This window comes from Pseudomonas sp. PA-5-4B (assembly GCF_021606215.1).
GTDB classification, from domain to species: Bacteria; Pseudomonadota; Gammaproteobacteria; order Pseudomonadales; family Pseudomonadaceae; genus Aquipseudomonas; species Aquipseudomonas edaphica.
On the sequence record NZ_WKDB01000047.1, the window covers coordinates 40,849 to 53,538 of the forward strand.

Sequence of the window (12,690 nt, forward strand, 5' to 3'; positions counted from 1 at the left end):
AGCGGGCATACCATTCGACCCAGGTAATGGTCATCTCAGGGACGTGATGACCGACCGGTTGAGGTGAAAGCGGACATTGCACCAGCCCCCCGGCTGACTGCCTGCCAGACGCTGATGCGCCGTGCGGCATACCTCCATCAATTTCTGTTTGCGGGCCATAAGCTTTTCGACTCGAACCGCCCGAGCGCTTCATAGTCCAGCTGGTGGCTATTGGCGTCCGAGCGGTAGATGACTGGTGTATGCCAGGATGTGCCGCTCGCCTAGGGTGGTACAGCGCGTCGGTGGTACTCCTGTAACGCCTTCACCGCGACCAAATCCGATTTCCTGTTGCTTCCCCATCAAACAGGCAAAAGGATTTCATCATGCCCACCCCGAGTTCCCCCATGGCCCTGAGCCACCTGCCCGCCCAGGCCATCCATGCGCATTTCGCTACGCGCCCGGCCTTGTATTCCGTGGTGTTCAATGCGCTGCGCAGCCGCATCCTGGAACGCTATCCGACACTCAAACTGGACCTGTCCACGCTTAAGCTGGCTATTCCACACCCGGAGGGTGTGTACACCTACCGACCGCTGATGGAAGTCGCCATCACCCATGTGCTCAACCCGCAGTTGCTCGACCTGCGGCCCAAACGCGAACTGGCGTACTATCTGACGCAACAGATCCCCACGATCCTCAAGCCTGATGCCCCGACGCTGATCGACATGCAGGCAATCGCAAGCATCATTGATGACCTGCCCGAATCGATTCACCTGTATTTCCAGGCGGCGCTGGCCGACTATTGGAGCGAAACCGACAGCCATGGCAGCAGCCGCTGGCAGTGGCTGGGCGAGTTTCTCAACGGCCGGATGACCGCGAGTGCCACGAGCGGATCGAGCTTGAACCCGACCCAGCAGGACATGCTCAGGGTCGTCGCCACCTGGCCGACACAGACCGAGCGTCTCCCCAAATCTTCGCCCGCCACTTATGTTTATTTTGTTGAGAACACACTCGTCAATGCCGACCAGGAAGTTCGCCTGCTGACACCCGACCTGCTGCTGGTGCGCGACAAGCAGGTGCTGCTGTACAGCGTGGCCGGGGATATTCAGGTGTTTGACGGCCTGGATGAATTCGGCCAGGCCTGGGCAACCAGCATGCAGACGCGGTTCCAGTTCGACAGCCTCACCTGGCGACGCAATGAACCCGATGGCAACGTGTTCGAGCAACAGGCCGGCCTGATCCTCAATCAGCAACTGGAAGACCTGGCGACGTTGAAGTTTCAGGGCCAGGACGAAGTAACCCTTGGGCGACGCCTGGAAAAACTCACCGATCCGGCGCTGCTGTTTACCCAGGTGCCGACAGCCGCAACGGCGACCTTGCAAAAGGTCGATGAGCACCTGCCACCGTGGCTCGCTCAAGCCAACGACGCTGACCGCTTTGCCTACCATCGCCACCTGCAAGACATGGCACAGGTGATGCGGCAAAACCAGGGTCAGGCGTTCAATGAGGGCATAGAAAACATCTACAGCTTCAGTCGCGATGCGTTGCGCAAGCAGATGCAAACCGATCATGGCGACTGCGACCCCGATGAGGTAGTGCTGGACTTTGCCGTGGCTGCCGGCTACCCAGGCGGTGCTGGCATTATCGAGCATGTGCGCATGTCGCTGACGGAACTGGCGCTGAAGAACCTCGCCGGCAAGCCTAAAGGCACACTCACGCTGTTTTCCAAAAATGCAACGCCCCTTCCAAGCTGGCTCAACGCAGACTATCTGTTGGGCAGTACCGGGCTGATCCAGCGCGTCGATATCGGCACCATGTACCCGCAAAAAATCAAAGACACCTTGTTGTCCGACACGGTTGACGCACGGCGCCGGGAAACCCTGTTTACCCGTGAACTCAAGGTCAAGCTGCCGATGCAGGCGCTGGAATACAAGATCCGCGGGCAGCATGGCGTCACCGTCACCGGTTATCGCTATGTGAAGGCGTTGATGGGCGAGATGCCCTCGGACAGGGTCGTCGACGAGCAGGAGATTGTTTTGCGCCCATTGGCCCTGTGCCGCAAACCCGGGGCCGCGCCGGATGAAGTCAACAACGCGTTCATTATCGAGCCGCGTGATACGAGTGTCGGCCCGCACCTGCTGTACCAGCCGCTGTATGCCGACGCCCTGCATGAATACCCGACCCGCCAGGCCCTGCTCGACGCACTGGCCGCATCCGGCGCGCTGCAAGACACAGTGCTGGCGTGGCTGAGCGACAAGGTCCGCCCCATCTACGAGCATGGCGGCATCAAGGAACCGCACATCATTCGCTTCCTGCCTGGGGACGAATTCAGCCTCCCTGAAAATCCGGCACCTGCGACCCTGGCCGTGGATGAAGGGGCAGGCGAATGGCTGCAATCGCAAGTCAACGGTCAACTGCTCAATCATCTGTTCGGCAGCACGGCACGGGCCTTGGTCGACCTGGCGGACCGCGAGTCGGTGTCCAACCATGAAAGCCGCTGGGCCGTGGTGATGGAAGGCGCATGGCTGCTGTTCAATACCCTGCTGTTACCGCTGGTGCAGGGCCCGGCCATGCTGGCTGGCTGGTTCCTGGTGCTGGTCAGCAGTCTGGAGCAGGATCTGGCCGGCCTGGACAGCGATAACCCCACCACCCGCGAGCTGGCACTGATCGATCTGTTGCTCAATACCGCGATGGTGCTGCTGCATGCCGCCGCGCCCGCCAATCGGTCCCAACAGCCCTTGTCCCAACCCTCCGCGCAGGAGCACGCCCTGCAACTGGAAGCCTGGCGCCGCGCGGCGGGACGGCCACCGGCGCAAGCGGCGCCACAGGTGCGCCATGGCGCCGTGGCGCTGCCCGGCGAGCCACCCGCCACCGGCCACACGGCTCTGGACTTCAGCCGCTCGATTGCCAGCCCCCGGGCCGGCGCCAAGCTGCTCAACGCGTTACTGGAAGTACGGGTGCCATGGCCTGAAACGTTGCCGCCCGTGCAGCTCAGCGGTGCGCTTAAAGGGCTGTACCGCATTGACGGGGCCTGGCACGCCAGCGTCGGCGGCCTGCTGTTCCAGGTGAGCGTGGTACCGGGTTTCAACGAGGTCTACCTGGTGCATCCGCAGCACCCGCAGCGCCCCGGCTTCAGGTTGCTCAGCGACGGCCAAGGGCATTGGCGGCTGGACCGGCATGCCAGGCTGGAGGGCGGCATGCCCAGACAAAGAGTGGCTGCGTTAATCGATCGCAAGAAACAACGGCTGGCACAACTGAACCCAATGCTGGAAGTTCATAGCCGTGAATTAACGCCGATGGCGAACCATCTGCAGCAGCTTCTTCAAGCCGTGACCATGGCGCGCACTCAATTGGCTGAACAGAAACTCGCCCTCAGAAAGGACTGGGAAATGCTCAACAACCCCGGACTGTTGCCGGCATTGCAACCCCGGATCGCCGAGCGCCATGCGCAACGCCAACGCTCCACGGCGCGCGCCAGAGTTCAATGGGATATCGCCGTCGACAATTACCGCACAAATGCGCAGGGGCTTCTAACCGGGCTGCAACAGAGCGAAGCCATGGCGACGGAAATGATGGAGCTGGACAGAACAGAGCCGACATACAAAGAGGCACGCGATAACGCGACGTCGAATATTTACAAGCACTGGTTGGCGACTTATGCGCACCAGCATCAAAAAATCGCCGACACGCTGGAGACCCAGCGCGGCGAAAGCTTTTCAGCGTTGCTCAAACGTATCGACAGGGAACTGCCCAACTACATCACTGATGGCTATGACGAATATATCAGCGCCGCAACGCAGCGACTGGAGGCGCTCAATGAACTGCTCGAGAGCGCAGAAAAATGCGAAGCCATCATGCAACAAGCCAGCCCGGCACTGCGTGAAAGCTTGTTGAAAGAGCATCCAGAATTCCAAAACATTTCCTCGCTCGTCATCAAGCAGCACATCCTGTTATCGCTGGTCGAGGTGCTGCTCAATCGCGCGCTTGACGCCGATAAACCCCAAGAGCGTCCGTTCCTGGAACTCCTCGCCGACCGCCAGATCTACGCTACTGTCAACGCACACACGGAAATGCGCAGGACTGCCGGTTACTCCGAGACTGAGCAAATCAACGTACTCAAGGATGTGCTGCAGCACTATGAAAGCCTGGAAAACGCCGTTCTCTCGCTGACGGACATGGGCTGTGCGCTGCTGCGAGAGCAGTACCGCGCGCTATTTGTGCAGCAACTGAGCGAGGCCCGCACCAGCCTCGAAGCGCAATTGGCCAACTTGATCCTGGTTGAAGAACGGCTGGCCCCCAGGCCCGCCCGCGACAAAGCCAAGCGACAAAAACCGGCCAGCCGACGGGTCATCAAAACCGCCGACAAGAAAAGCCTGGTCGGCGACGTGCGTACCGGCCAGGCTGATGAACCGGGCAATTACGTCGACATTGTCGACACGCTTACCGGCGCCATCGTCGCTACGTACCACGAACACGCCAGCGAAGGCGTGTGGAAAATCGTCGAGCCCGCAAGCGTGCCGACCAAAGCGCCCACGCCCGCGGCTCGCCCATTGAGAAGAATCAGGGCAGATGCCCAAGCCATCAAGGCTCAGCGCGCAGGCATTGATGCCAGCATTCGCTTCCAGCAGCGCAAACTGTTGGAGCCCAGTCAACGTGAGGAAGTCGATCCCCATGATTGGGATGTAATGTTGAGCCAGCACGCGGCCAAATTCGAAGCACTTGCCGAGGAACTCAAAAGCGCGACCGACGAACCCGCCATTGACTTGAGGAATAGCTACCGCGAAGAGGCCAGAGCCGCAACAGCCCAGGCTCGGCAGCTGTGCGCCGAAGGTTACCTGCTGCAACGCCCCAAAGCCGCTAAGGTCGACTATCTGCACACTCATGGTTTTGTCGACATCAACCTGGTGAAAAAACGCGTGCCGCTGAAGGCCGGCGACTACCTCACCGAATATGTCATACGCGACAAGCGCAAAATCAAGCCCGGGCAACGGTCGGAAGATGCGGACCTGTGGTTCGCGCATTTCCATTACCGATCCGTCGAGTCGCCGGCATCAAAACCTGACTTCGGCCACTTGAAGACCCCGGCGGAGCGGCGCTTTACCCGCAAGGAACTGATTGATCAAGCCAGGGCAAACAACCGCGCCGTGATCAACCTGGACAAGGCCCTGATTGAGGCGCCGCTGGATCAGAAACTGTTCTTGATCCTGGAAGTGTAAGGTTGTTCTGATCGTTCCCTCCCGTGGGAACGATCAAAAGGCAGAGTCCAGAGGGATGATACAAGCCAGTCGCGGGCTGCCCGATTGTCTATGCTCTGTAGGACAGCCTTGCGGACGAGGGATTTATGAACGATCCAGCCAACAACAAGCCGCCGACCTTCTGGCAGATGCTGCACAGCATCATGGCGGCGGCCTTCGGTGTACAAAGCGGCAAAAACCGCGCTCGAGATTTCACCCATGGCAAACCCAGTCATTTTGTCGTACTGGGTATTGTGTTTACGGCGGTGTTTGCGCTGACGTTATTTGGCATCGTCAAGCTGGTACTGCACCTGGCCGGGGTTTAATGCAACAGCAGTTGCAGGCTGAACGGGTAACGGTAGGACGCGGGCTTACCCACGGCTGACAGTGCGCGGAAATCCACCGCTGGCATTGGCCCTGACAAACGTTTTGATTGGTTGGCATCAATCAGCTGGAATAACGCCTCTTTACGGTCACGCCCGCCGTAGGCGCCAATATCAAGCCCTTTGGCGTCATCATTGATCAGCACCATCGCCCAGCCACCCAGGGTGAAATGCCCTGCGACCAAAGTACTCAGGCGCCCATCCAGGCGTGCCTTGAGGATGTCGGGCGAGCTATTGATCGCGCTGAACAGCGCGTCCTTGCCCGGCACACGACCGCTGTCTTGCAGCGCCTGCATGGCGCCCAATGCCATCTCATCATTGGCCGACCACACCAGCGCCGTCTGTGGGTAGCGTTTGAACAGTTGCGTGGCTTGTTCAAAGGCGCGCTGGCGGCTCCACTCGCCGTAGACCAACTGGCGCAGGCGCACTTCGGGGTGTTCGGCCAAGGCGCGGTGCAACCCTTGTTCACGCAACTGTGCGGCTGGCGTGTTCTTGGCGCCGGAAAACGCCAGCAGGTCCAACGAAGTGCCCGGCGTCACCGGGCCGTGGTTGCGCAACAAATCGGTGAGCATCAGGTAACCGGCTTGCTCGTCGTCGGCCACCAGGCTGCCGATCCAGCGGGCATCTTTATGCGCATCGAGCAATTGCACCTGATCGGCGGTCAGTGCGTTATTCACGATCAGCAACTTGACCCCACTGCCCTGGGCCAAGCGCAATATCTGCGGGGCGACGTATTGCTCGTTGACCAGCACCAGGTAATCGGGCCGCTCGCTGCCTTGCAGTGCTTCGCGGGCCTGGGCCAAGGTGTTAGCGGCGCTGCGCTCGGAATAACGCACGCGCAAATCCAGGCCGAGGTCCTTGGCAGCGGCCTGCATAAATTGCGCATAGCTGACCCAGAAGCTTTCAGCGGACGTGCCCGGGTTGAGAAACACCACTGAGGTAGCCTGGGCCATCGCCCCATAGGCCACGCCCAGCAACCCCACACACGCAATCAGAACCTTCAGCATGGTTGTTTGTGCCTCGAATGTTGATCGCCATCATAATGGCAATGAGACAGTCAATCGAGGTTCAATCAACCTTCTTTATTGGTGGCTAACCCAGAACACGGCGGTTCCAACCACCAAAATTATCAGAAACAGAATGGCCCAGGCATCAACGGTACTGTCAGGTTTACGTGCTTTGGTTGAATTGCTCATCGCATCGCCTCTTGTCGGTTTTATAGGTGATTGCACTAAGACTCGACGACAGTAAAGATCATGATTGCCCGCATGACAAATGTGGGTATCGCGATAACGGTTCTCATTAGTCAATTTGGTTATTTACATATACTCAAACATCACTTTTGCGCATAAACGCAAACTGGTATCGTGCGCCGGCTCCGTTGGGAGTGCGCGGCCGTGCGCGCAGATTTGCCGAGAACAGGACCTATATGTACGTATACGACGAATACGATCAGCGCATCATCGAGGACCGCGTCAAGCAGTTCCGTGATCAGACCCGACGCTACCTAGCAGGTGAACTGAGCGAAGAAGAGTTCCGCCCTCTGCGCCTGCAAAATGGCCTTTATGTTCAGCGCTTTGCGCCGATGCTGCGGGTTGCCGTGCCTTATGGCCAACTGACTTCGCGCCAGACGCGCATGATGGCCAAGATTGCCCGCGACTTCGACAAAGGCTACGCCCACATCAGTACCCGCCAGAACGTACAGTTCAACTGGCCGGCACTGGAAGACGTGCCGGACATCCTGGCTGAGCTGGCCACCGTGCAGATGCACGCCATTCAGACCAGTGGTAACTGCCTGCGCAACGTGACCACCGACCAATTTGCCGGCGTTGCCGCTGACGAGCTGATCGACCCACGCCCGTGGTGCGAAATCGTGCGCCAGTGGACCACCTTCCACCCGGAATTCGCCTACCTGCCGCGCAAGTTCAAGATCGCCATCAATGGCTCGACCTCGGACCGCGCAGCGATCGAAGTGCATGATATTGGCCTTGAGCCCGTGCACAACGCCGCCGGCGAGTTGGGTTTCCGTGTGCTGGTCGGTGGCGGCCTGGGCCGTACACCAGTAGTCGGTGCGTTCATCAATGAGTTCCTGCCGTGGCAGGACCTGTTGAGTTACCTCGACGCCATCCTGCGGGTCTACAACCGCTATGGCCGTCGTGACAACAAGTACAAGGCCCGGATCAAGATCCTGGTCAAAGCGCTGACCCCTGAGGTATTTGCCCAGAAGGTCGACGCCGAGATGGAACACCTGCGCGGCGGCCAGACCACCCTGACCGAAGCCGAAGTACACCGTGTAGCCAAGCACTTCGTCGACCCTGAGTACAAAGCCCTGAGCAATCAGGACGCCGAACTGGCTGCCCTCGACCAGCAACACCCAGGTTTCGCCCGCTGGCGCACGCGCAACACCCTGGCGCACAAAAAGCCGGGCTATGTGGCCGTGACCCTGTCGCTCAAGCCAACCGGTGTTGCCCCGGGCGATATCACCGACAAACAGCTGGACGCCGTCGCCGATCTGGCCGAACGTTACAGCTTCGGCCAACTGCGCACCTCCCACGAGCAGAACATCATTCTCGCGGACGTCGAGCAGAGCCAACTGTTCACCCTGTGGGGCGAACTGCGCGAAGGCGGTTTTGCCACGCCGAACATCGGCCTGCTGACCGACATCATCTGCTGTCCGGGTGGCGACTTCTGCTCCCTGGCCAACGCCAAGTCGATCCCGATTGCCGAATCGATCCAGCGCCGTTTCGACGACCTGGACTACCTGTTCGACATCGGCGAGCTGGACCTGAACATCTCCGGTTGCATGAACGCCTGTGGTCACCACCACGTCGGCCACATCGGCATCCTGGGCGTGGACAAGAAAGGCGAAGAATTCTACCAAGTGTCCCTGGGTGGCAGCGCCAGCCGCGATGCGAGCCTGGGCAAGATCCTCGGCCCGTCCTTCGCCCAGGAAGCCATGCCTGAGGTGATCGGCAAGCTGATCGACGTGTACATCGAACAGCGTACCGAAGATGAGCGTTTCATCGACACCTACCAGCGCATTGGCATCGACCTGTTCAAGGAGCGCGTCTATGCAGCGAATCATTAAGAACAACGAAGTCCTCGACGAAACCTGGCACCTGCTGCCCAAGGACGCGAGCTTCGACGGCATCTCCAACTGTGACGACCTGATTGTGCCGCTGGCCCTGTGGCGTGAACACGGGCACGCCCTCAAGGCCCGCGACGGCGGCCTGGGTGTGTGGCTGGACGCCGACGAGGAAGCCGAAGAGATCGGCGACGACGTGCAGCACTTCCAGGTCATCGCCCTGAACTTCCCGGCCTTCACCGACGGGCGCAACTATTCCAACGCGCGCCTGCTGCGTGACCGTTATGGTTACAAGGGCGAACTGCGTGCGATTGGCGATGTGCTGCGCGACCAGCTGTTCTACCTGCGTCGTTGCGGGTTCGATGCCTTCGCCCTGCGCGCCGACAAAGACCCGTATGAAGCGCTGGAAAGCCTCAAGGACTTCTCGGTCACGTACCAGGCTGCCACGGATGAACCGTTGCCGCTGTTCCGTCGCCGCTGAGCCTGCTGCTGTGAAAAACCCTGGCTTGCCAGGGTTTTTTTATGCGCGGCGTTTAGTCGGCCCCGTGACGCAATCTTCACACTTAAGGGTGAACATCCGCGGTGTTGGAACTGTCCTCTACTGATCAGCAGCCTTTAACCTCACTGACGATTGGAGTTCTTCATGGCGAAAATCAACCTGGCCCAGCAGTTGGCGACCACCCTTGAACAGGCGGGCATCAAACGCATCTGGGGCCTGACCGGCGACAGCCTCAATGGCCTCACCGACGCCCTGCGCACCATGGACAGCATCGAGTGGATGCACGTGCGCCACGAAGAAGTGGCCGCCTTCGCCGCCGGCGCCGAAGCAGCCGCCACCGGCGAGCTGACGGTATGCGCCGGCAGCTGCGGGCCAGGCAACCTGCACTTGATCAATGGCCTGTTCGACTGCCATCGCAACCATGTGCCGGTGCTGGCTATCGCGGCGCAAATCCCCTCCTCCGAGATCGGCTTGAACTACTTTCAGGAAACCCACCCGCAGGAACTGTTCAAAGAGTGCAGCCACTTTATCGAGCTGGTCACCAACCCTGCGCAGATGCCCCAGGTGCTGCACCGCGCCATGCGTTCAGCGATCCTCAACCGCGGCGTGGCGGTGGTGGTGATCCCAGGCGATATCTCGCTGCTGGAAGTCGAAGACAAACTCAAGCCCTGGCCGGCCCTGCACGCACCGCGCACTTTGCCGGCGGAACAAGACCTGCAGCGCCTAAGCGAGATCCTGCACAGCAGCGAGAAAGTCACCCTGCTGTGCGGCAGCGGCTGCGCCGGCGCCCACGACCAGGTGGTAGCCCTGGCCGATGCTTTGGGCGCGCCAGTGGTGCACGCCTTGCGCGGCAAGGAGCATGTGGAGTGGGACAACCCGTTTGATGTGGGCATGACCGGCCTGATCGGCTTCAGCTCCGGTTACCACGCAATGCTCAACTGCGACACGCTGGTCATGCTCGGCACCGACTTCCCCTATCGCCAGTTCTACCCGACCGACGCCAGGATCATCCAGGTCGACCGCAACCCGCAGGCGCTGGGCCGTCGCGCCACCCTGGACCTGGGCATCGCCGCCGATGTTGGCGAGACAATTGACGCGCTGTTGCCACGCCTGACGCGCAAGGCCGACCGCAGCTTCCTCGACACCTCGCTCAAGCACTATGAAAAAGCCCGCCAAGGCCTGGATGACCTGGCGCAGCCATCGAAGGCCGACCGGCCGATTCACCCGCAGTACGTGGCGCGCTTGCTCAGCGAGCTGGCCGACGACGATGCGATCTTCACCGCCGACGTCGGCTCGCCCACCGTCTGGGCTGCGCGGTATTTGAAGATGAACGGCAAACGCCGCCTGATCGGCTCGTTCAACCACGGCTCGATGGCCAATGCCATGCCACAAGCCATTGGTGCACAGGCAGCATTTCCTGGACGGCAGGTGATCTCGATGTCCGGCGACGGTGGCTTTGCCATGTTGATGGGCGACTTCATCTCGCTGGCGCAGTTGAAATTGCCGGTGAAGGTCATTGTGTTTGATAACTCGTCACTCGGGTTTGTCGCCATGGAGATGAAAGCCGCCGGTTACCTGGACACCGGCACCGAGCTGAAAAACCCGGACTTTGCCGCCATGTCCAACGCCATGGGCATCCTCGGCATTCGCGTGGAGCAGTCCGAAGACCTGGAACCGGCCTTGCGCCGCGCCCTGGCCCATGACGGCCCGGTGCTGGTGGACGTGGTTACCGCTACCCAGGAACTGGTGATGCCGCCGACCATCAAGCTGGAACAGGCCAAGGGGTTCAGCCTGTATATGCTCAAGGCGGTGATGAGCGGGCGTGGCGATGAAGTGATCGAACTGGCGCGCACCAACTGGTTGCGCTGAGCCTCAGTGCCAGCGAACAGCGCCGTAGCGGACCACCACCTGGGTGACGACCTCGACCAGGCGCGGGTCCGCCTCCGGGGCGCTGAACAGGCGGAACTCGGCATCGGGCAACGCGGGCAAGCCGTGTTCGGCGCCGAGTATCGCCAAGCCCGGCCCGACCTGGCTCTGCGCCATCGGTGCAATCGCAAACCCGGCCGCTGCGGCGGCATGCAGCGCCGCGTAACTGCTGCACTGCATGGCGCTGCGCTGGGCGATGCCCGCTTGGGCAAGACGCGTCAGCGCCGCCTCGCGATACGGGCAAGGCTCGGGAAACAAGGCCAGGGGCAACGGGTTCGGCAAGGCTACGAGCGGCTGCCCGGACCAGGCCCACACTAACGGCTCACGCCATAGTGCCAAACCTGGCTCACTGGATTCGCACAACGAGCCGACCACCACCTCCAGCTCACCCTGCTTCATCAAACTCAACAACGAACCGGGAATGCCCACTTGCACGCTGATGTGCATGCCAGGGTATTGCGCCGCGACGTTTTGCAGTTCACGTAACAGGCGCGCATCCGCGAACTCCTCCGATACGCCTACGCGCAGGTTGCCTTTAATCGCCGAGCGCGTCAGCTCGGCCCAGGCGTCCCGGTTCAACGCGAGGATGCCACGGGCATAGGCCATCAGCCGTTCACCATCGGGCGTCAATTGCTGGGACCGGGTGGTGCGGGTGAGCAAGGGTTTGCCCACCTGTTCCTCCAGGCGGCGCAAATGCCCACTGACGGCCGACTGGGTCAGGTGCAGGCGCTCTGCGGCGCGGCTGAAACCGCCCTCATCGACCACTGTGACGAAGGTTTTGAGCAACAAGGCATCTAACATATTCTGATTTGTGATCAATAGATGATTTAAATACGATTTATATTTCAATGCTCGCTATGTTGCAATGCCCAGGTCAACTTTCCCGAGGCCACCATGACCACACTCCTGCACATCGAATGCTCGCCGCGCAAACAACGCTCCGCGTCCCTGGAGATCGCTCGTCAGTTTATCGCTCGCTATCAGCAGAACGCCCCGGACACCCAGGTGGTGACCTTGGATTTATGGGCGCTGGAATTGCCGGAGTTCAACGGGCCAGTGATAGACGCCAAATACGCGGGCATCGCGGGTACGCCGTTAAGCGCAGAACAAAGCGCTGCCTGGACGACACTCACAGCGCTGGCGGCTCACCTGCATCAAGCTGATGTGCTGGTGTTTTCGGTGCCGCTGTGGAATTTCGCGATTCCCTACAAGCTCAAGCACTTTATCGACGTAGTATCACAGAAGGACGTGCTGTTTGAGTTCAGCCCGGAGCATGGAGTGCGGGGGTTGTTGCATGACAAGATCGCGGTGAATGTGTATGCACGGGGGATGGATTTTTCGGCACCTGGTGCGCAGGGGATGGACTTTCAGAAGCCCTATATGGAGGCGTGGCTGGGGTTTATCGGGGTGACCGATGTGCATTCGCTATATGTGGAAAAAACTATTTTGGGGGCGGAGGTGGATCAGGTGTCGCGCCTTGAAAGTGCGGGGATGGCGCTGAAGCTTGCTGATCGATTGGGGTCGGCTGGGGGTTAGGGCCTGCAGAGCCATACTCGGTCAAGGGTGGGAGCTGGCTTGCCTGCGATG

General features: G+C 60.3%; 8 protein-coding genes. 6 read left to right on the plus strand and 2 right to left on the minus strand.

From position 1 onward, the window contains the following. Positions 1–362: 362 nt before the first annotated feature. Both GIW28_RS21285 and GIW28_RS21290 read left to right on the plus strand, forming a co-directional pair. Positions 363–5,192 (plus strand): dermonecrotic toxin domain-containing protein, encoded by a 4,830-nt coding sequence (locus GIW28_RS21285; RefSeq protein WP_236459073.1) that lies wholly within the window; start codon positions 363–365, stop codon positions 5,190–5,192. Positions 5,193–5,317: 125 nt separating this feature from the next. Further along, entirely contained in the window at positions 5,318–5,536 is a 219-nt protein-coding gene (locus tag GIW28_RS21290; protein WP_017136917.1) for a DUF2970 domain-containing protein, read from the plus strand. Here the strand turns inward: GIW28_RS21290 and GIW28_RS21295 are convergent. Continuing rightward, complete coding sequence (locus tag GIW28_RS21295) at positions 5,533–6,600, minus strand: ABC transporter substrate-binding protein (RefSeq protein WP_169987678.1); 1,068 nt, start codon at positions 6,598–6,600, stop codon at positions 5,533–5,535. The genes GIW28_RS21290 and GIW28_RS21295 overlap by 4 nt on opposite strands. A 422-nt stretch (positions 6,601–7,022) precedes the next feature. Here GIW28_RS21295 and GIW28_RS21300 point away from each other — a divergent pair, with 422 nt between their 5' ends. The 3 genes from GIW28_RS21300 (at position 7,023) to poxB (ending at position 11,046) form a co-directional block, all read left to right on the plus strand. Continuing rightward, entirely contained in the window at positions 7,023–8,681 is a 1,659-nt protein-coding gene (locus GIW28_RS21300) for a nitrite/sulfite reductase (protein ID WP_017136919.1), read from the plus strand. Next, a complete protein-coding gene (locus tag GIW28_RS21305) occupies positions 8,665–9,159 on the plus strand; it encodes a DUF934 domain-containing protein (RefSeq protein ID WP_017136920.1) in 495 nt (164 codons plus the stop codon). The genes GIW28_RS21300 and GIW28_RS21305 overlap by 17 nt, the downstream gene beginning before the upstream one ends. Positions 9,160–9,321: 162 nt before the next feature. Beyond that, on the plus strand, positions 9,322–11,046 hold the full coding sequence (gene poxB / locus GIW28_RS21310) for a ubiquinone-dependent pyruvate dehydrogenase (RefSeq protein ID WP_236447098.1): 1,725 nt from the start codon (positions 9,322–9,324) through the stop codon (positions 11,044–11,046). A 3-nt stretch (positions 11,047–11,049) separates the two neighbouring features. On the opposite strand, the gene GIW28_RS21315 is transcribed toward poxB, so the two are convergent. Continuing rightward, the gene (locus GIW28_RS21315) at positions 11,050–11,904 is read right to left on the minus strand and encodes a LysR family transcriptional regulator (RefSeq protein ID WP_236447097.1); all 855 of its coding nucleotides are present in this window, start codon (positions 11,902–11,904) and stop codon (positions 11,050–11,052) included. Between the two features lie 93 nt (positions 11,905–11,997). Here GIW28_RS21315 and GIW28_RS21320 point away from each other — a divergent pair, with 93 nt between their 5' ends. After that, positions 11,998–12,639 (plus strand): FMN-dependent NADH-azoreductase, encoded by a 642-nt coding sequence (locus tag GIW28_RS21320; protein ID WP_236447096.1) that lies wholly within the window; start codon positions 11,998–12,000, stop codon positions 12,637–12,639. Positions 12,640–12,690: the final 51 nt, after the last annotated feature.